Here is an 18,977-nt window from a genome sequence, read left to right as displayed (position 1 = left end):
GTCGTCTGTGCGGTACTGCGGTCAGCAGGCGCCGTTGTCGGTCCAGACGGCCTGGCTGTTGTTGCCGGGGATGTCGCCCTGGGTCCACCACTTGGCGGTCCACTTGTGCCCGGCGTAGGTCACCGACTGGCCGCCGGTGTACGGGGTGGTCGAGACCCACGCCAGCAGGCCCGCGCAGGTGCCGGTGCCGCCGGTCGGCGTCGGCGTGGTGCCGCCGCCGCAGACCCCGTTGTCGGTCCAGACGCCCTGGCCGTTGTTGCCGGGGATGTCACCCTGCGTCCACCACTTCGCGGTCCACAGGTGACCGCTGTAGGAGACCTGCTGGCCGCCGTTGTACGCGGTGGCCGAGTCCCAGGCCGGGGCCGAGCAGTTGCCGGTCGGCGTGGGGGTCGGGCTCTTGGTCGGCGACGGGCTCGAGGACGGGCTCGACGACGGGCTCGACGACCCGGTGGGCGACGCGGTGGGCGAGGACGTGGAGCAGCCCGCCGTGGCGCCGTTGGTCGAGTTGACGACCGCGTTGAACAGCGTCGCCGCGGGGTCGAGGGCCTCCAGCGAGTACATCATCGCCCCGCCGAGGCCGTTGCAGTGCTGGTAGTCGGCCTTGGCCTGGATCGAGGCCGGCGAGTCGCCGCTCCAGAACGTGGTGCCGTCGTAGAAGTAGGCGCCCTTGGTGGTCGGGTCCAGGTAGGTGTACGACGCGTTGTCCACGAAGCCGGTGAGCTCCTTGTAGAAGGAGACGCCGGCGACGTTGCCCGAGAGGGTGTGGCCGGTCGCCGGGCCGGTCGCGCTCTGGTACAGCCCGTGGTTGGCCCCGGCCGGGACGCCGGTCCAGCCGCGGTAGTAGAACGGGTACCCGATGGTGAGCTTCGCGGCCGGGAAGCCGCCGGGGATGCCGTAGCCGGAGTCACCGGTGGTCCAGGCCTTGATCGCCGAGTCGATCGAGTACTTGCCGTTGCCCGGCGGCACGGGGGTCGACGGGTCGTTCGGCGAGTTGTACAGCGGGGCCTGCAGGTTGGTCGGGCCCGTGCTCTCCCAGCCGCCGTGCATGTCGTACGTCATGGCGTTGGCGTAGTCGAGGTACTGGCCGACCTTGTTGGTCTCGATCTGCATGATCTTGTCCTGGCCGGCCGGCACCGCCGCGGTCAGGTACTTCTTGCCGGTCCCCAGCGCGTCGAGCTGGCTGCGGAACTCGGCCATCAGCAGGGTGTAGTTCTGTTTGTCGGCCGCGGTGTAGTGGTTGCCGGTGTGCCCGGCCGCGCCCGGGTACTCCCAGTCGATGTCGATGCCGTCGAAGACGCCCGCACCGGTGCCGGCGCCGCCGTAGCCGTTGCGCGAGGGCAGATTGCCCTTGATGAACATGTCGATGCAGGAGCTGACGAGGCTCTTGCGCGACGCGTCGGTGGCGGCGGCGTCGGAGAAGTACTTCGAGTAGGTCCAGCCGCCGATGGAGACCAGGATCTTCAGGTTCGGGTACTTCGCCTTGAGCTTCTTGAGCTGGTTGAAGTTGCCCACGATCGGCTGGTTGTAGGTGTCGGCGACGCCGTCGACGCTGATGTCCGCGCCGTAGGACTTGCCGTAGTCGGCGAACGAGTCGCCGGCCCCGTCGCCCGCGTTCGGGTTGTTCTCGTCCTGCGAGGCGGCCGAGTCGGCCTCGAAGCACTGGTGCGTCGTGGGGTTGATGTTCTCGAAGGCGTACACCAGATAGTCGAGCTTGCCCGCCATGCCGCTGGTGTCGAGGTTCTTCGGGTAGAACGCGTTCTGGTAGATGCCCCACTGCGTGAAGTAGGCGAACTTGACGCCCCCGTTGGTGGTGGCGGCCTGCGCCGGTGCGGTGCTGTTGAGGGCGGCGACCCCCCAGGCGGTGGCGGCCGCCAGGACGGTGGCCGCGAGGCCGGTGGCGAGTCTTCCGGGTCTGTGCATCTCGCTCCTCCTAAAACCGAGAGCATCCCGTAACAGTAAACATTCTTAACTGTTAACGGGGATTTTATAGCGACGGATGCCGATGGACAAGTGCGGCTTTCCCGCAACGCAAAGTGGGAGGCGCCCGGTCTCCGGGCGCCTCCCACCTGGGGTATCTTGCGATCTCGTCAGCCGATGAGATCTAACTTCTCCCATGGATCGATCGCGCCGCGGTTGGCGGCGAGCGACGACGCGCGCATGACGGGGAGTCGTCCGGGGGATCAGCAGGTGGAGTGGAAGAGGCCGCCCACCGGCGTGGTGCCGGCCAGCGCGTTGTAGAGCTCCACGGCCTCGGTCGTCTCCGCCACGTGGACCGTCACGCCCTGGGCCTCCAGGGCGGCCACGGTCTCGGGCGGCACGCCCAGGCGCAGCTGCATGCCGCGGGACAGCACGACCGTCGTGGCGCCGGCCTCGAGCAGTTCCTCGACGTCCGCGGGCTGGATGCCAGGGGAGTGGCGGGTGCCGGTCTCGTGCCAGTCCCACTCGCGGGCGCCGCCTGGCCAGGCCTTCAGGTCCTTCACCTCGCCCAGCGACTCCACCTCGATCGAACCCCACGAAACGGCAAGGATCCGGGGCGAACGTGGGAGCATCGGGTTACACCTGACCTTCGACGTGCAGGAGGACACCGTGCCGGATGGCGTGCTGGACCAACGGTACAGCGACCCCGAGGCCGAGGCGGTCCCGTGGGAGGTGGTGCGGGAGCGGCTGGCCCGCGCCGGGGTGTACTGGCTGACGACGGTCCGGCCGGAGGGGCGGCCGCACGTCACGCCGCTCATCGCGGTCTGGCTCGACGGCGCGATGCTGTTCACCGCCGGCGCCGAGGAGCGCAAGGCCCGCAACCTCACCGGCAACCCGGCGGTGGCGCTGACCACCGGGACCGACGCGCTCGACCGTGGGCTGGACGTGGTCGTGGAGGGTGAGGCGGTAGTGCTGCGCGACGACGCGACGCTGCGGCGCGCCGCAGCGTCGTGGGAGGCCAAGTACGGCGAGGCGTGGCGGTTCGAGGTGCGCGACGGCGCGTTCCACCACGCCGGCGGGGCCGCGGACGTGTACCGGGTCGCGCCGCGGGTCGTGTTCGCCTTCGGCAAGGACCCGTACTCGCAGAATCGCTACACGTTCTGAAAACACGGTATAGAGGTAGTCATGCGACTTTCGATCTGGCCCGGGGCCGGGCAGCGGTACGACGAGATCCTCGAGGTGGCCCGGCACGCCGAGGCGACCGGGTGGGACGGCGTGTACCTGGCCGACCACTTCATGCCCAACGCCGGGCCGGGGCGCGACCCGCACGAGCCGACGCTGGAGTGCGGCACGGTGATCGCCGCGCTCGGCGCCGCCGTGCCGCGGGTCGGGCTCGGGACGCTCGTCTACGGCAACACGTACCGGCACCCGGCCGTGCTGGCCAACATGGCGGCCACCGCCGACCACGTGACCGGCGGCCGGTTCACCCTCGGCGTCGGCGCGGGCTGGCAGGTCAACGAGCACGAGCAGTACGGCATCGAGCTGCCCCCGGTGAAGCAGCGCCTGGACCGCTTCGTCGAGGCCCTCGAGGTGCTGCACGGGCTGCTGCGCCGGCCCACGACCACCTTCGCCGGCGAGTACTACACGCTCACCGACGCGGTCTGCGAGCCCAAGCCGCTGCAGGAGGAACTGCCGATCCTCATCGGTGGCGGGGGCGAGCGGCGGATGCTCGGCATCGTCGCGAAGTACGCCGACGTCTGGAACACCTGGGGCCGCCCCGACGTCATCGCCCATAAGTCCGGCGTCCTCGACGGCTTCTGCGCCGAGCAGGGGCGCGACCCGCGGGCGATCCGGCGCACCGCCCAGGCCCTCATCGTGGTCGACGGCCCGCTGCCGGACGCGCCGATGCCGGTCATCGGCGGCTCGCCCGAGCGGCTGCGCGACACCGTCGCGGAGTACCGCGGCATCGGCCTCGACGAGCTCATCGTGCCCGACGGCCTGCTCGGTAAGGGCCCCGAGCGGCTCAAGGCCATGGACACGATCCGCGAGGTCGCTAGCGACGGGTGAACTCCAGCACCCGGTACTGCAGCAGGCCGCCGAGCAGGCACCACTGCAGCGCGTCGCCGCCGGAGAGCATCCGCCAGTATTCGCCGCTCAGGCGCAGCGGGCGGCCGGCGGCGACCAGCGCGGCGATGAACCGGTCGCGGGGGCGGCGCAGCTCCAGGTGCGGGGTCAGGTCCGTGTCGCGGGCGAGGGCGAGGCCGGCCCCGGCCGCCGCGGCGCGGACCTGCTCGACGCTCAGCAGCGAGCCGACCCGCCAGCCGTCGCGGAACTCGGCCAGGCGCCGGGCCTCGCGCGGCGGCAGGTCCGGGGCGGCCGCGGCCGGCGTGAGGAAGTCGTCGCAGACGAGGAGGCGGCCGCCGGGGCGCAGCACGCGGGCGGCCTCGCGGAAGTAGCCGCCGGCGTCGGGGCTGTGCAGGAACGCCTCGATCGAGAAGGCCACGTCGGCGCGGCCGTGCAGGTCCGCGGGCACGTCCAGGAAGTTGCCCTCGCGGCAGCGGACCCGGCCGGCCAGCCCCGCGCGGGCCAGCAGGCGGGTGGCCCCCTCGGCCTGGCGGGGGCTGATGGTCAGGCCCTCGCCGCGGATCGGGGCCCGGCCGGCCAGGTACATGAGGCTGGCGCCGAGGCCGCAGCCGAGGTCGACGACGGCCGGCTCGGTGACGTCGCCGGGCAGCGCGGCGAGGACGAGCTCGTCGACGTGGTGGAACGCCTCGGGGCGGGTCGTGACGCCCGGGGCCCAGACCGCGCGGTGGATCGACGCCCCTCCCTGGCCGAGCCGGTCGAAGGCGGCGGTGTTGCGGTCGTAGTAGCGCCGGACGGCCTCGGCGTGCGCTGCGGTCACAGCTGTACTAACTGCCAAAACGGCCGAACGGTTCAATGCGGCGGGCGCGTTACCCTGGTGGGCGATGAAACAAATGGGTGAAACAGCGGAGGCCCAGCGCGTCACGGTCCGGGACGTGGCCGCTCAGACCGGCCTGTCGATCGCGACCGTATCGCGGGTGCTCAACGGGCGGGCCAACGTGGCCCCGGAGACCCGCGACAAGGTCCTGCAGGCGATGGGCGGGCTCGGCCGGCGGGCGCCCCGGCGGCGCGGGGCCGGCGTGCCCAAGGCCGACAACGGGGTGTACGTGCGCTGCCCCTACGTGCTGACCGACTACTTCGGCCTGATCGTCTCGGCGGTCACCGAGGCGCTCGACGTGCACGGCATGCACGCCGTGGTCGACGCCGGCGAGTCGGCCTGGAACCGCACCGGGGTGCTGCCGACGCTCATGGCCTGGCCACAGGTGACCGGGGCGATCCTGATCCTGCCGCCGGAGCCGGAGGAGGAGCTGGAGCAGCTGCGCGACCAGGGCTTCCCGTTCGTGGTGGTCGACCCGCGCACCCCACCGCCGCGCAACATCGCCGCGGTGTCGGCGGCCAACTTCGCCGGGGCCCGGCGGCTCATGACCCACCTGGTCGAGCTCGGCCACCGCCGGGTCGGGGTGCTCGGCGGGCCGCTGGACTGGACCGCGATGAGCGACCGCCTGGCCGGGTACACCGCGCCGCTGGTCGGCGTGGGCGTGTACCCGGCGCCGGAGCTGCTGCGGACCGTGAACGACCCGACCGTGGAGGCCGGCCGCGCGGCGGCGGCCGAGCTCCTCGACCTCGCCGACCGGCCCACCGCGCTGGTCGCGTTCAACGACAAGATGGCGGTCGGGGCGCTGCAGGCGGCGGCCGAGCGGGGGCTGCGGGTGCCCCAGGACCTGTCGGTGGCCGGCTTCGACGACATCGACGTCAGCCGGGCCACGCACCCGCGGCTGACCACCGTGCGCCAGCCGCTGGGGGAGATGGGGCGGATGGCGGTGAGCCTGCTCGGCCGGATGCTCACCGGTCACGAGCTGGACGCCCTGCACGTGGAGCTGGCGACGGAGCTCGTGATCCGCGGCTCGACGGGTCCTGCGTAGCAGCCTGAAGGGGACGCTTCTGATCGCCGCTTGACGCGTGTTTCATAAACTCTCTCGCTGAAACTCGAAAATAGTTACAGCGATGCGTTGACATGCGCGCCGGGGTCCGTGTTTCGTTGCTGGTACCCGCACCCTCCGCCAAAGGGACCAAAGGACACCCATGCCAGCTACCGGACGAGTCCGGCGCTCGGCGCTGCTCACGATCGCGGTGACCGCCGCCGCCGTGGGCACCGTCGGAGTCTTCGCCGTGACCAGCGCCTCCGCCGCCAGCAGCGGCCAGATCACCAGTTCCGCCAACAACAAGTGCCTCGACGTCACCAACGGCTCCACCGCCGACGGCAACCAGCCGCAGATGTGGACCTGCTACGCGGGCAGCCAGAACCAGACCTGGACCCTCGCCGACAACGGCTCGGTGCAGGCCCTCGGCAAGTGCCTCGACGTGGCCAACGGGGCCACCACCGACGGGGCCGTGGTGCACATGTGGACCTGCTACGACTCGGTGACCAGCCAGAAGTGGACGCTCAACGCGAACCGCGACCTGGTCAACACCAAGTCCGGCAAGTGCCTCGACATCAAGGACAACAACCTCGCCGACGGGGCCAAGCTGCAGATCTGGTCCTGCGCCGGCGCCGCCAACCAGAAGTGGAACTTCAGCGGCGCGACCAGCCAGCCGACGGCCACCGCGACCGGGGTGCCGAACAACCCCGGCAACCCCGACCTCGGCCCGAACGTGACGGTCTTCGACCCGTCGATGGCCCAGGCCACCATCCAGAACAAGCTCAACTCGGTCTTCAACGGGCAGGTGAGCAACCAGTTCGGCAGCCAGCGCTATGCGCTGCTGTTCAAGCCCGGGACGTACAACGTCGACGCCAACGTCGGCTTCTACACCCAGGTCGCCGGGCTCGGGCTCAGCCCGGACGCCGTCGTCATCAACGGCGCGGTGCACACCGAGGCCGACTGGTGGCCGGACGGCTCGCAGAACGCGACCCAGAACTTCTGGCGCTCGGCCGAGAACCTGTCCGTCACGCCGACCGGCGGCCTGGACCGGTGGGCGGTGTCGCAGGCGGCCCCGTACCGGCGCATGCACGTGCGCGGCAACCTCGCCCTCTCCGACGGCGGCTGGTCCTCCGGCGGCTTCATCGCCGACAGCAAGATCGACGGGCAGATCCAGTCCGGCACGCAGCAGCAGTGGCTCACCCGCAACTCGGCGATGGGCAGCTGGACCGGCTCGAACTGGAACCAGGTCTTCGTCGGCGACACCGGCGCGCCGGGCAACACCTTCCCCTCCCCGCCGTACACCACCGTCGGCACCTCGCCGGTGATCCGGGAGAAGCCGTTCCTGTACGTCGACTCGGCCGGCGCCTACCAGGTCTTCGTCCCGGCCCTGCGCACCAACGCCTCCGGCACCAGCTGGTCGAGCGGCTCGCCGGCCGGCACCAGCCTGCCGATCAGCCAGTTCGCCGTCATCAAGCCCGGCGACACCGCGGCCACCATGAACGCGGCCCTGTCCGCCGGCAAGAACCTGCTCATCACGCCGGGCGTGTACCACCTCAACCAGACGCTCAACGTCACCCGCGCCGACACCGTCGTGCTCGGCCTCGGCCTGGCCACGCTGGTGCCGGACGGCGGCATCACCGCGCTGACGACCGCCGACGTGGACGGCATCAAGATCGCCGGCCTGCTCTTCGACGCCGGCACCACCAACTCCGCGGTGCTCGCCGAGATCGGCCCGGCGGGCTCCTCCGCCGGCCACGCCGGCAACCCGACCACGCTCTCCGACGTGTTCTTCCGCATCGGCGGGGCCGGCGTCGGCAAGGCCACCGTGAGCTTGCGCATCAACAGCAACGACGTCATCGGCGACCACTCGTGGATCTGGCGGGCCGACCACGGATCCGGCGTCGGCTGGACCTCGAACACCGCCCAGAACGGCCTGGTCGTCAACGGCAACAACGTGACGTTCTACGGGCTGTTCGTCGAGCACTTCCAGCAGTACCAGACCATCTGGAACGGCAACGGCGGCCGCACGTACTTCTACCAGAACGAGATGCCCTACGACCCGCCGAACCAGGCCGCCTTCATGAACGGCTCCACCCAGGGCTGGGCCGCCTACAAGGTCGCCGACTCGGTCACCACGCACGAGGCCTGGGGCCTGGGCAGCTACTGCTACTTCAGCGCCAACTCCTCGGTCGTCGCCGCGCGCGCGTTCGAGGTACCGGCGAAGTCCGGCGTCAGGTTCCACGACATGGTCACCGTCTCCCTCGGCGGCGTCGGGACCATCTCGCACGTCATCAACAACACGGGCGGAGCCGTGAACAGCGGCCACCAGGTCGAGTACCTGGTCAGCGGTCCGTGACCCGGGGAGGGAACATGCGACGCATCATGACCATCGCATCGACCGCGGCACTGTCCCTTGCGGTCAGCGCATCTTCTATTGGGCTGACGCCGGCGACCGCGGCGCCGGAGCACCAGCGCGGCGAGGCCGTCACCGGTAGCTACTCGACCGGCGCGGCGGCGGCCTGGAAGCCGCTGCCGACGGTCCGGGTCGGCGACAACGCGGCCGCCGCGGCCGATGTCACCGTGGTCGTCGACCCGAGCCATGCCCGGCAGCAGTACGCCGGAATCGGCTTCTCGCTCGACGAGACCAGCGTGTCGAACCTGTGGAAGCTCACCCCGCAGCAGCGCGAGGACGCCATCCGGCTCCTCGTCGACCCGCGGACCGGGGCCGGGCTGAGCCGCTTCCGGCTCACCATCGGCAGCCCCGACCTCATCGAGCACCTGCCCTTCTGGTCCGAGGACGACCTGCCGGCCGGCGTGGCCGACGACTTCGGCCTGAAGTACTTCTCCATCCAGCGCGACATCGACCTGCACATCGTCGACACCATCAAGCTGATCCAGAAGTACAACCCGAGGGCCACGTTCTTCGCCTCGGCCTGGAGCGCGCCGGCCTGGATGAAGACGAACAACAAGTTCCTCGGCGAGGTCGCCCTGAAGCCGGGCAGCACCACCGATCACTACCAGGCCGGCAAGCTGCGCGACGACTGCATCGACGTCTTCGCCCGCTACTACGCCAAGTTCGTCGACGCCTACGCCCGCAAGGGCATCCGCGTCGACGCGCTGACCCTGCTCAACGAGCCCGGCATGGACGTGGTCTACCCGGCCATGGACATCAGCGTCGAGCAGCAGCAGAAGCTGTCCGTGGCGATGCGGCGGTACCTGCCGCGCGACGTCGACGTCTACGTCCACGACTTCAACTTCTGGGACTGGAAGGACCCGAACAGCACCGAGACGAAGAACTACTACCGCATCCTGAACGACCCGGCGGCCCGCAAGGCGACCGGCGCGATCGCCTTCCACCCCTACTGGGGCGACCCGGCGGTGATGCGCGACGCCTACGAGCAGTACGGCAAGCCCGTGCACATGACCGAGACCAGCGACCTGTCGCCGGCCACGATCCTGAGCTACTTCCGGCTCGACGCGTCCTCCTACGTCATGTGGGCGCAGGCCACCGACCAGGACGGCGGCACCCTGCACTGGACGCCGCTGCGGGACAACAACGTCGACTGGGACCAGGTCGCCGCCACCACCAAGTGGCCCGACCGCCTGGTGAAGGTCAACACCACCACCCGCACGTTCACGGTGCGCGACGAGCTCTACACCATGGGGCAGTTCGCGAAGTACCTCACGCCGCGCCACACCCGGGTCGAGTCCAGCGCCACCGTGGGCGGCGTCGGCAACGTCGTCTACCGCGACGGCGAGGACTTCGTGGCCGTCGTGGGCAACGCCAACGCCGCGCCCCGCACGGTCCGGGTCGTCCTCGCCGGCCGGCAGTTCGTCGAGACCATCCCGGCCGGGGCCTACGCGACGCTGCGCTGGCGGGCCGACGTGCCCAGCCCGCGGCACAACCACGCGCCGGCCCTCGCCGCGGTGCCGGACGTGACCGCCGACCAGTACACGACCACCACGTTCCAGCTCAAGGCGACCGACCGGGACCGCGACGCCCTGGCCTACTACGCCGTCGACCTGCCCGACGGGGTCACCGTCGACGCGGCCACCGGCAAGGTCAGCCTGCACCCGACCACGGCCGGCAACCTGGACCTCAAGCTCCGGGTGACCGACGGCGCGGCGAGCGACGAGGTGACCGTGCACGTGACGATCCGCCCGCACGGCGCGCCGATCGGGGAGAAGGTCGAGGCCGAGGCCTACGTGGCCGAGCACGGCTGGACCGACGGCGGGTCGAACTTCGTCGAGAACAACCCGGCGGCCAGCGGCGGGAAGAACGTCGGGTGGACGGCGGCGGGCAACTGGCTGCAGTACCGCCTCGACGTGGCCCAGGCCGGCACGTACGACCTGGAGCTGCGGGCGGCCAACGGCACCGGCGCGACCGCCGCGAACGCGGTCAGCCTGCGCGACGCGGCCGGCACGGTGCTGACCACGGTCTCGGTGCCGGACACCGGCGGCTGGGCGGCGTACCAGTCGGTGCACGCCACCGTCACGCTCCCGGCCGGCGACCAGCTGGTCACCCTGTACTGCGAGACCGGCGGCTTCAACCTCGACTATCTCCGATTTACTGCCTGACGCTGTACGGCGTGACGCGGCCGGACCCGGGCATGCTCCGGGTCCGGCCGTGGTCGTCCGATTCGACCGGAAAACAGGGCGTCCAAGATCGGGTCCGTGCGCGTACCCTGGCACGTCGCGGAACCCCCAGGGAGGAATACGGACGTGGATCTCAACGGTACGGGCGGCGATGTGCTGCTCCTGGCCTACATCGTCGGCGGTCTCGCCACGGTGGGCAGCGCCCTGCTGCCGGGCAACTCGACCGGCTGGCGCATCTTCGGCGCCATCGCCGGGCTCGGCATGGCCATCTGGGCCGGCTGGGTGCTGCTCTTCGGCGGCTGGATCATCATCAGCTTGAAGATCCTGATCATGCCGGTGCTGCTGATCATCCAGGGTGTGCGCACGGCCATCAAGAGTAAGAAGGACGCGGCGCAGCCGCAGTACCAGCCGGCGATGGCAGGTGGTCCGGCGTTCGCCCCGCAGGCCCAGGGCGGCTTCCCGGCGCCGCAGGCGGGCTACCCCGCGCCCCAGCCGCAGGGCGGCTTCCCGGGCCCCCAGCCTCAGGGCGGTTTCCCGGCCCCCCAGCAGCAGGGTGGCTTCCCGGCTCCCCAGCCGCAGGCGGGCTATCCGGCCCCGCAGCCGCAGGGCGGTTTCCCGGTGCCGCAGGCGCAGGGTGGCTTCCCCGCGCCGCAGGCCGGCTTCGCACCGCAGCAGCCCGGTTACCCAGCGCCGCAGCAGCCGGGCTACCCGGCCCAGCAGCCCGGCTACCCGGCGCCGGAGCAGGGCGCGTTCCCACCCGCGCAGCAGGGCGCGTTCCCGCCCGCGCCGCAGTCGCCGGCCCCCTACCCGCAGCAGCCGCAGCCCGGTTACCCGGCGCCGCAGCAGGGCGGGTACCCGCAGCCGCCGTCGCAGGGCTGAGTCAGGGGCCCGGCGGGCGTTGCGCTCGTAGACCTTCGCCCGGCCCCAGGGCCAGGTGGCGTCGAATGGTGGCCGGTCCGCGGGTCGATCCTGCGGACCGGCCACGACCATCTCGCAGCCATGTCGCGGGGACTTGTCACACCTGCCTGATCGACCTTGACTTCAAGTGACGTTGAGGTTTTATCGTGGCTCCAGTGGTGGAACTGTTCAAGGCGGCCTTCCGCGGCTACCCGACCGGGGTCGCGGTCATCACCGTGTCCGGCCCGTCCGGCCCGGCTGGGCTGACCGCGTCGAGCGTGGCCTCGGTGTCGCTGGCCCCGCCCGCGCTGTCGTTCTCGGTGATGGACTCGCCGTCGGCCCGGCTGATCGCGTCGGCCGACCGGTTCGTGGTGCACCTGCTCGGCGCGGCCCACGCGGGCCTGGCGCAGGACTTCGCCCGGCCGGGCGGCCCGCGGTTCACGCCCGAGCAGGGGTGGCGATACCTGCCGACCGGGGAGCCGGTGCTCGACCAGGCGGCCGCGGCGCTCGTCTGCGTGCCGCTGCAGCGGGTCGCCGTCGGCGCGTCGACGCTGGTGGTCGCCGAGGTGCTCGACGTGGCGATCGGGCCGTCCGACGGCCGCCTCGTCTACCACGAGCGTCAGTTCGTCGTCGATCCGTCGTCCCTGGGCAGCACCCCCGCGGTCCCGATGCGCCCGTAGCCCCTGACGGTCGCCCGCTCCGGGCGGGACCGCGCTCCTCGCGCAGGTGGCGGCGCGTCGATCGCCGACCGGCCGGCGGAGCCGTGGGCGTGCGGGGCGAAGCCGGGCGTGCACTCGCCGCCGGGGGCATGCAGCCGGGCGGTGCGGTTCACGCCTGTTCCGCCTCCGGCTGCGCGGTCGGGCGGGGCAGTGGGACGACCAGGGGCGTGCCGGTCGCCGGGTCGGGTACCACCAGCGCGGCCAGGCCGAAGACCTCGGCCAGCAGCGGCGCGGTGAACACCTCGGCCGGCGGGCCCTGCGCGACGATCCGCCCGGCCCGCATCGCCACCACGTGGTCGGCGTAGCGGGCGGCCAGGTTGAGGTCGTGCAGCACCATCACGATGGTCCGGCCCCGCTCGCGGTGCAGCCGGGCGACGAGGTCGAGCACGTCGATCTGGTGGCTCAGGTCGAGGTAGGTGGTCGGCTCGTCGAGCAGCAGAATCTCGGTGCCCTGGGCCAGCGCCATGGACAGCCAGGCGCGCTGGCGCTGGCCGCCGGACAGGGCCTCGACCGGGCGGTCGGCCAGGTCGCGCATGTCGGTCCACGCGAGGGCCTCGGCGACCAGGGCGGCGTCGGCGGCGGACCACTGGCGCAGCCAGTTCTGGTGCGGGTGGCGGCCGCGCATGACGAGGTCGGCGACGGTCAGCCCGTCGGGGGCGACCGGGCTCTGCGGCAGCATCCCGATGATCCGGGCCACCTCGCGGGTCGGCATGCGCTCGATGCGCCGGCCGTCGAGCAGGACCTCCCCGGCCCGCGGGCGCAGCAGCCGGCCCAGCGCGCGCAGCAGGGTCGACTTGCCGCAGCCGTTGGGGCCGACGACGGCCGTGACCGCGCGGCCGGGCACGTCGAGGTCCAGCCCGTCCACCACGACGTCGTCGCCGTACCCGAGCCGCAGCCCGCGGGCCCGCAGCCGCACACCGTCCACAGTGGTCATGCCGTGCTCCTCCGGTTGTTGCGGACCAGCAGCCACAGCAGGTATGGCGCGCGGCGCGCCCGCAGCCGAACCGTCCACAGTGGTCATGCCGTGCTCCTCCGGTTGTTGCGGACCAGCAGCCACAGCAGGTATGGCGCGCCGGCGATGGCGGTGACCAGGCCGACCGGCAGTTCGCGGCCGGGCAGCGCGGTGCGAGCGGCGAGGTCGGCCGCGGCGACCAGCAACGCGCCGAGGGCGGCGGAGGCGAGCATCGGCGGCCGGGAGCCGCCGCACAGCCGCAGCGCGATCTGCGGTACCACGAAGGCGACGAACTCGACCGGGCCGGCCGCGGACACGGCCACCGCGGCCAGGGCCACGGCGACGAGGACCACCGCGAGGCGGGCCGCCTGCAGCCGCACGCCGAGCGAGCGGACCACGTCGTCGTCGAACTGCAGCGCCCGCAGCGTGAAGGAGGTGGCCAGCGCCGCCGGCAGCAGCACGGCCAGGGCGACCGCGAGCGGGCCGACCTGCGCCCACCCGGCCCCGGCGACCGAGCCGTTGAGCCAGATCGTGGCCTTGGCCGCGTCCACGATGTCGGCCCGGACCAGGAACCAGGACACGCCGCTGCGCACGATCTCGCCGACGCCGAGGCCGACGAGCACCAGGCGGTAGCCGTCCACCCCGCGCCGCCACGCGAGCAGGTACACGCCGGAGGCGGCGAGCAGGCCGCCGCCGAGGGCGGCCAGCGGTACCCCCGCGGCGGCCGAACCGGCGAGCACGATCAGCGCCACGGCGCCCAGCGAGGCGCCGCTCGTCACGCCGAGCACGTCGGGGCTGGCGAGGGGGTTGCGGGCGACGGTCTGGGTGAGCGCACCGGACACGGCGAGGGCCGCGCCGACGAGCAGGGCGGCGAGGATCCGCGGCAGCCGCAGGTCCATGATGATGAGCCGCTGCCCGGGTGTACCGCCACCCAGCAGCACGTCGACGACGGTACCCGGCGGGATGGCGAAGCTGCCCCGCCCGACGGCGACCACCGCCACCGCGAGCGCCGCCGCCAGCCCGGCCAGGCAAACCACCGCGGTGCGCAGCGCGCGAACCCGGGCCACGGCCGGACCACCCCCCGCCGGCGGATCAGAGCGATGAAGAAGGGCGCGAACCCCGGTCACAGCCGGACCACCCCTCGGCGGCGGCGGACCAGGGCGATGAAGAAGGGCGCGCCGACGACCGCGAGCACGATCCCGGTCTGCAGCTCGGCCGGGCGCACCACGACCCGACCGGCCACGTCGGCCAGCAGCAGCACGGTCGCGCCGGCCAGCGCCGAGGCCGGCACCAGCCAGCGGTGGTCGGGCCCGGTGAGCGCCCGGGCGGCGTGCGGCACGACCAGCCCGAGGAAGCCGATCGGGCCGCAGGCCGCGGTGGCCGCGCCGGTGAGCAGCACGATCGCCGCCACCCCGACGGCCCGCGCGGCGAAGACCCGCTGCCCGAGCGCCCTCGCCACGTCCTCGCCCAGCCCGAGCGCGTTGAGCGCGGGCGCGTTGAGCAGCGCCAGGACCAGGCCGGCGGCGATGAACGGGGCGACCTGCGCGGCCACGCCGGCGTCGCGGCCGGCCAGGGCGCCCACCACCCAGAACCGGTAGACGTTGAGGCTCGCGCGGTCGGCCAGCAGCAGCGACTGGGTGAACGCGGACAGCAGCGCGCTGATCGCCATGCCGGCCAGGGCGAGCGTGACCGGGGTCGGGCCGCCGCGCCGCCCGGAGGCGATGCCGAAGACGAGGACGCTGGCCAGCAGCGCGCCGGCGAAGGCGAACCAGATGTACCCCGTGAGCCCGCTCGCCCCGGCCTGGATGCCGATGACGACCGCGAACGAGGCGCCGGCCGAGATGCCGAGCAGCCCCGGGTCGGCGAGCGGGTTGCGGGTGTGCCCCTGCATGAGCGCGCCGGCCGCGCCGAGCGCCAGCCCGACCAGCAGCCCCAGGATCGTGCGGGGCAGGCGCAGGTCGCGCACGATCGCGGTGGCCTGCGCACCCGGGATCGGATCGGCGACGGCCCGCCAGACCGCGGCGGGGCTGAGGTCCTGCGCACCGACGGCGAGGCTCAGCACCACCGCCACGGCGACGGCGGAGCCCAGCCCGGCGAGGGCGGCTCCGCGCCGTACCGACAACGCCGTTCCTGGAGCGGCCATCGATCACCTCTATCGCTGAAAGTCGAAGAAAGGTTAGCCTTACCTGAGACTTGCCCGCGATCGGGGTGCTCCGTTAGCTTAGGTTAGCCTAACCTAACGACCGGAGTGTGAGCCCGACATGACCTTCTCCCTGCGCCCCGCCCGCCGGGCCCTGGCCGCCGGCCTCGCGCTCGTCGCGGGCGTCGCGCTGCTCGGCGCCTGCGGCGACGACGCGGCCGGCACCTCGGCCGACGCCGCCTCCTCCGGCTCCGCGCCGGCCGCGGCCGGCTACCCCGTCACGCTGACCCACAAGCTCGGCACCGCGACCGTCCCGGCCGCGCCGAAGCGGATCGTCGCTCTCTCCGACGCCGACCTCGACGCGCTGCTGATGCTCGGCGTCCAGCCGGTCGGCATCGCCGAGTCCTCCGGCGAGGACGGCGTCACCGCGTGGGCCAAGCCGCTGCTCACCGGCAAGCCGACCGTGCTGTCCGCGGGCGACAACGGCTTCGACGTGGAGAAGATCGCGGCGCTGGGCCCGGACCTGATCCTGGCCGGCGGCGACTACTACATCCAGGACGAGTACGCCAAGCTCAGCAAGCTCGCGCCGACCACCGCCTACGAGACCACCGGCGCCTTCGAGGACCCGTGGCAGACCACGCTGCGCCAGGTGGCCAAGGCCGTGGGCAAGGGCGCCGACGCGGAGAAGATCGTCACCGACATCGAGGGCAAGGTGCGCAAGGCCAAGGGCGAGCACCCGGAGCTGGCCGGCAAGAAGTTCTCGCTCAGCCAGGTCTGGGAGGCGGGCTCCATCGGCGTGCTGCGCTCCGACAAGGACGCCGGCGTGAAGATGCTCAACGACTTCGGCATGGTGCTCGCCCCGGGCGCGGCCGCGCTGCCGGGCGACGACTTCGCGGTGCAGCTGAGCCTGGAGAAGGTGTCCGTCATCGACGCCGACGTCACGCTCGTCTACTACGCCGAGGCCGGCCTCAAGCCCGCCCTGGAGGGCAACGCGCTGTTCAAGGGGCTCGGATCGGTGAAGCGTGGCGCGTACGCGGCGCTGAGCGACGCCCAGTTCTCGTCGCTGCGGACGCCGACGCCGCTGTCGGTGCAGTACATCATCGACAACGTCCTGCCGACGATCGCCACCGCCGCCAAGGCAGCCGGCTGAGTGTCCACGCGTGAGGTCACGGCCGGTCTCGCCGCGGCGGTGGTCGCGGCGGGGGCGCCGCCCGCCCCGGTGCCCGGTCCACCGTGGACGGTCCGGGGGCTGCGGCCGGCCGGCCCGGACCCGGCGCTGGTGAGCCGCTGGATGGGCGAGCCGCACGTGGTGCCGTTCTGGCAGGCGGCGTGGCCGGCCGAGCGGTGGGCGGGGGAGATCGCCGCGCAGCTGGCCGGCGTGCACTCCCGGCCGTACCTCGTCTCCCACGACGGCGCGCCGCTGGCCTACGTGGAGGTCTACCGCACCCCGCGGGACGTGGTCGGCCGCTGCTACCCGGCGGACCCGTACGACCTCGGCGTGCACCTGGCCATCGGCGAACGCGAGCGGACCGGCAAGGGCCTCGGCCGGGCCGTGGTCCGGGCGGTCGCCGAGGGACTGTTCCGCGCCGACCCGCGCTGCCGCCGGGTCCTCGCCGACCCGGACGAGCGGCACGTCGTGGCCCGCCGGATGTTCGCCGCCGCCGGGTTCCGGCCCATCGGCATCCACGACCTCGGCCACAAGCGGGCCGAGCTGCTGAGCTACGAGCGACCTCGGCCACAAGCGGGCCGAACTGCTGAGCTACGAGAAGGAAGGCCCATGACCGCACCCCTGAGCCGCGAGCGGATTCGCAGCGACGTCGCCGAGGCGCTGGGCGAGGAGCCGTCCGCGTTCGCCGACGACGACAACCTGATCGACCTCGGCCTCGACTCGATCCGGCTGATGAGCCTGGCGACCCGCTGGCGCTCGGCCGGCTTCGAGGCCGGCTACCTCGACCTGGCACTGGAGCCGACGGTCGCCGCCTGGTGGAACCTGCTGGAGGAGAAGCGTTGAGTACAACGGAGAACGCCGACGTCGTCGTGGTCGGCGGCGGGCCGGGCGGGTCGAGCGCCGCCACGCTGCTGGCCCGGCGCGGGCACCGGGTCGTACTGCTGGAGAAGGAGACCTTTCCGCGGTACCAGATCGGTGAGTCCCTCCTGCCGTCCACAGTGCACGGCATCGCCCGGATGCTCGGCGTCAGCGAGGACCTCGAGCGGGCCGGGTTCACCGTCAAGCGCGGCGGCAGCTTCCGCTGGGGGACCAACCCCGTGCCGTGGAACTTCCTCTTCGCGGTCGCCCCCGAGCTGTCCGGCCCGACCTCCTACGCCTACCAGGTCGAGCGGATGAAGTTCGATGACATCCTGCTGCGCAACGCGGCCAAGCACGGCGTGGACGTGCGCGAGAACAGCGCGGTCATCGACGTCCTCGCCGACGAGGAGCGGGTCCGTGGCGTCCGGTACGCCGGCCCCGACGGCGCCGAGCGCGAGATCCACGCCACCTTCGTCGTCGACGCCTCGGGCAACCGCAGCCGGATCCACCAGCACGTCAAGGGCGAGCGGGTGTACTCCGAGTTCTTCCGCAACATCGCGCTGTTCGGCTACTTCGAGGGGGGCAAGCGCCTGCCCGCCCCCGACTCGGGCAACATCCTCTGCGCCGCCTTCGACGAGGGCTGGATCTGGTACATCCCGCTGTCCGACACGCTGACCAGCGTCGGCGCGGTCATCAGCCGCGAGCACGCCGCCCGGCTGCAGGGCGACCAGGAACAGGCCCTGATGGGCTTCATCGACCGCTGCGCGATCGTCAAGGACTACCTGTCGGACGCCACGCGGGTCACCGACGGCGTCTACGGCGAACTGCGCACCCGCAAGGACTACTCGTACACCAACAGCACCTTCCACCGCCCCGGCATGGTGCTCGTCGGCGACGCCGCCTGCTTCATCGACCCGGTCTTCTCCACCGGCGTGCACCTGGCCACCTACGCCGGCCTGCTCGCCGCCCGCTCCATCAACACCGTGCTCTCGGGCGATCTGGCGCACGAGCGCGTCTTCACCGAGTTCGAGGGCCGTTACCGCCGCGAGTACCGCGTCTTCTACGAGTTCCTCTCCGCGTTCTACGACATGCAGAGCACGGAGGAGTCGTACTTCTGGAAGGCCCGCAAGGTCACCAACCTCGGCGCCACCGACCTCGAGGCCTTCGTGACGCTGGTCGGCGGCGTGCACTCCGGCGAGCAGGCGCTGACCGGCCTGGTCGCCTCGTCCGAGGCGCTGGCCGGCGCGGTCCGGCGTACCGGGGACATGCAGACCCCGTCGGGCGAGCGCATGCACCACCTCTTCGGCACGCCGGTGGTGCGCGAGGTCATGCAGGAGATGAACAACATCCAGGTCCGTGGCGTGCAGGGCGAGCAGGCCCGGGAGCTGCCCCTGCTTGCGGGCGGCCTCGTGCCGAGCGCCGACGGCCTGGGCTGGATCGAGCCGGAGGCGACGCGATGAGCACCAATCCCTTCGAGGACCCCGAGGGCCGGTACTACGTGCTGGTCAACGACGAGCACCAGCACTCGCTGTGGCCCACCTTCGCCGACGTGCCCGCCGGCTGGCGGATCGTCTTCGGCGAGGACGCCCGCGACGCCTGCCTCGACTACGTCGAACGGCACTGGACCGACATGCGGCCGGCCAGCCTCATCGCCGAGATGAGCGGCTGACCGCCGACCGGTCCCCGCCCGCCGCGCCAACCCCGGTGCGGCGGGCCCCGCCCTGCGCTG

At 72.3% G+C, this 18,977-nt stretch carries 17 protein-coding genes; 11 read left to right on the top strand and 6 right to left on the bottom strand.

Features of this window, described 5'->3' with window-relative positions:
• Window positions 1-21 precede the first annotated feature (21 nt).
• Complete coding sequence (locus AB0M46_RS35370; protein WP_363343370.1) at window positions 22-1,920, bottom strand: glycosyl hydrolase family 18 protein; 1,899 nt, start codon at window positions 1,918-1,920, stop codon at window positions 22-24.
• Window positions 1,921-2,180: 260 nt separating this feature from the next.
• Window positions 2,181-2,549 carry an Mth938-like domain-containing protein gene (locus AB0M46_RS35365; protein WP_363343368.1) on the bottom strand — a complete coding sequence of 123 codons (369 nt, stop codon included), beginning with the start codon at window positions 2,547-2,549 and terminating at the stop codon, window positions 2,181-2,183.
• Window positions 2,550-2,586: 37 nt separating this feature from the next.
• On the opposite strand from AB0M46_RS35365, the gene AB0M46_RS35360 reads away from it, so the two are divergent.
• Window positions 2,587-3,081 carry a pyridoxamine 5'-phosphate oxidase family protein gene (locus tag AB0M46_RS35360; RefSeq protein WP_363343366.1) on the top strand — a complete coding sequence of 165 codons (495 nt, stop codon included), beginning with the start codon at window positions 2,587-2,589 and terminating at the stop codon, window positions 3,079-3,081.
• Between the two features lie 21 nt (window positions 3,082-3,102).
• The gene (locus AB0M46_RS35355; RefSeq protein WP_363343364.1) at window positions 3,103-3,984 is read left to right on the top strand and encodes a TIGR03560 family F420-dependent LLM class oxidoreductase; all 882 of its coding nucleotides are present in this window, start codon (window positions 3,103-3,105) and stop codon (window positions 3,982-3,984) included.
• Here AB0M46_RS35355 and AB0M46_RS35350 read toward each other — a convergent pair.
• Window positions 3,971-4,819 carry a methyltransferase domain-containing protein gene (locus AB0M46_RS35350; protein WP_363343361.1) on the bottom strand — a complete coding sequence of 283 codons (849 nt, stop codon included), beginning with the start codon at window positions 4,817-4,819 and terminating at the stop codon, window positions 3,971-3,973. The two genes, AB0M46_RS35355 and AB0M46_RS35350, sit on opposite strands and share 14 nt — an antisense overlap.
• A 73-nt stretch (window positions 4,820-4,892) precedes the next feature.
• Between AB0M46_RS35350 and AB0M46_RS35345 the strand changes: the two genes are divergently transcribed.
• The 5 genes from AB0M46_RS35345 (at window position 4,893) to AB0M46_RS35325 (ending at window position 12,091) form a co-directional block, all read left to right on the top strand.
• Window positions 4,893-5,921 (top strand): LacI family DNA-binding transcriptional regulator, encoded by a 1,029-nt coding sequence (locus AB0M46_RS35345; protein WP_363343359.1) that lies wholly within the window; start codon window positions 4,893-4,895, stop codon window positions 5,919-5,921.
• A gap of 160 nt (window positions 5,922-6,081) precedes the next feature.
• The gene (locus AB0M46_RS35340; RefSeq protein ID WP_363343357.1) at window positions 6,082-8,274 is read left to right on the top strand and encodes an RICIN domain-containing protein; all 2,193 of its coding nucleotides are present in this window, start codon (window positions 6,082-6,084) and stop codon (window positions 8,272-8,274) included.
• Between the two features lie 26 nt (window positions 8,275-8,300).
• Window positions 8,301-10,496, top strand: coding sequence for a carbohydrate-binding protein (locus tag AB0M46_RS35335; protein ID WP_363343355.1), 2,196 nt, complete (start codon window positions 8,301-8,303; stop codon window positions 10,494-10,496).
• 144 nt (window positions 10,497-10,640) lie between these two features.
• The gene (locus tag AB0M46_RS35330) at window positions 10,641-11,393 is read left to right on the top strand and encodes a hypothetical protein (protein WP_363343353.1); all 753 of its coding nucleotides are present in this window, start codon (window positions 10,641-10,643) and stop codon (window positions 11,391-11,393) included.
• 194 nt (window positions 11,394-11,587) lie between these two features.
• Window positions 11,588-12,091: a flavin reductase family protein gene (locus AB0M46_RS35325; protein ID WP_363343351.1), complete on the top strand. Its 504-nt coding sequence runs from the start codon at window positions 11,588-11,590 to the stop codon at window positions 12,089-12,091.
• 148 nt (window positions 12,092-12,239) lie between these two features.
• Here the strand turns inward: AB0M46_RS35325 and AB0M46_RS35320 are convergent, their stop codons facing one another.
• From AB0M46_RS35320 to AB0M46_RS35310, 3 genes are all read right to left on the bottom strand, one after another.
• Entirely contained in the window at window positions 12,240-13,064 is an 825-nt protein-coding gene (locus AB0M46_RS35320; protein WP_363343349.1) for an ABC transporter ATP-binding protein, read from the bottom strand.
• A gap of 83 nt (window positions 13,065-13,147) precedes the next feature.
• Complete coding sequence (locus tag AB0M46_RS35315; protein WP_363343347.1) at window positions 13,148-14,149, bottom strand: iron chelate uptake ABC transporter family permease subunit; 1,002 nt, start codon at window positions 14,147-14,149, stop codon at window positions 13,148-13,150.
• 56 nt (window positions 14,150-14,205) lie between these two features.
• The gene (locus tag AB0M46_RS35310) at window positions 14,206-15,225 is read right to left on the bottom strand and encodes an iron ABC transporter permease (protein WP_363343345.1); all 1,020 of its coding nucleotides are present in this window, start codon (window positions 15,223-15,225) and stop codon (window positions 14,206-14,208) included.
• 118 nt (window positions 15,226-15,343) lie between these two features.
• Between AB0M46_RS35310 and AB0M46_RS35305 the strand changes: the two genes are divergently transcribed.
• The 4 genes from AB0M46_RS35305 to AB0M46_RS35290 are packed head-to-tail and all read left to right on the top strand — an operon-like array spanning window position 15,344 to window position 18,917.
• Window positions 15,344-16,372: an iron-siderophore ABC transporter substrate-binding protein gene (locus AB0M46_RS35305; protein WP_363343343.1), complete on the top strand. Its 1,029-nt coding sequence runs from the start codon at window positions 15,344-15,346 to the stop codon at window positions 16,370-16,372.
• The gene (locus AB0M46_RS35300) at window positions 16,373-17,233 is read left to right on the top strand and encodes a GNAT family N-acetyltransferase (protein ID WP_363343341.1); all 861 of its coding nucleotides are present in this window, start codon (window positions 16,373-16,375) and stop codon (window positions 17,231-17,233) included.
• Window positions 17,230-18,708: an FAD-dependent oxidoreductase gene (locus AB0M46_RS35295; protein WP_363343339.1), complete on the top strand. Its 1,479-nt coding sequence runs from the start codon at window positions 17,230-17,232 to the stop codon at window positions 18,706-18,708. The genes AB0M46_RS35300 and AB0M46_RS35295 overlap by 4 nt, the downstream gene beginning before the upstream one ends.
• Window positions 18,705-18,917: an MbtH family protein gene (locus tag AB0M46_RS35290; RefSeq protein ID WP_363343337.1), complete on the top strand. Its 213-nt coding sequence runs from the start codon at window positions 18,705-18,707 to the stop codon at window positions 18,915-18,917. The genes AB0M46_RS35295 and AB0M46_RS35290 overlap by 4 nt, the downstream gene beginning before the upstream one ends.
• Window positions 18,918-18,977: the final 60 nt, after the last annotated feature.

This window comes from Dactylosporangium sp. NPDC051485 (genome assembly GCF_040682015.1).
Taxonomy (GTDB): Bacteria; Actinomycetota; Actinomycetes; order Mycobacteriales; family Micromonosporaceae; genus Dactylosporangium.
Note: the sequence above shows the minus strand (reverse complement) of the source record. Positions and strands in the feature narration are given on the sequence as shown.

Bases quoted from the DNA above. Each gene is read 5' to 3' on its own strand.
- AB0M46_RS35370 (WP_363343370.1), bottom strand. From the start codon at position 1,920: ATGCACAGACCCGGAAGACTCGCCACCGGCCTCGCGGCCACCGTCCTG.
- AB0M46_RS35365 (WP_363343368.1), bottom strand. From the start codon at position 2,549: ATGCTCCCACGTTCGCCCCGGATCCTTGCCGTTTCGTGGGGTTCGATC.
- AB0M46_RS35355 (WP_363343364.1), top strand. From the start codon at position 3,103: ATGCGACTTTCGATCTGGCCCGGGGCCGGGCAGCGGTACGACGAGATC.
- AB0M46_RS35345 (WP_363343359.1), top strand. From the start codon at position 4,893: ATGGGTGAAACAGCGGAGGCCCAGCGCGTCACGGTCCGGGACGTGGCC.
- AB0M46_RS35340 (WP_363343357.1), top strand. From the start codon at position 6,082: ATGCCAGCTACCGGACGAGTCCGGCGCTCGGCGCTGCTCACGATCGCG.
- AB0M46_RS35335 (WP_363343355.1), top strand. From the start codon at position 8,301: ATGACCATCGCATCGACCGCGGCACTGTCCCTTGCGGTCAGCGCATCT.
- AB0M46_RS35320 (WP_363343349.1), bottom strand. From the start codon at position 13,064: ATGACCACTGTGGACGGTGTGCGGCTGCGGGCCCGCGGGCTGCGGCTC.
- AB0M46_RS35310 (WP_363343345.1), bottom strand. From the start codon at position 15,225: ATGGCCGCTCCAGGAACGGCGTTGTCGGTACGGCGCGGAGCCGCCCTC.
- AB0M46_RS35305 (WP_363343343.1), top strand. From the start codon at position 15,344: ATGACCTTCTCCCTGCGCCCCGCCCGCCGGGCCCTGGCCGCCGGCCTC.
- AB0M46_RS35290 (WP_363343337.1), top strand. From the start codon at position 18,705: ATGAGCACCAATCCCTTCGAGGACCCCGAGGGCCGGTACTACGTGCTG.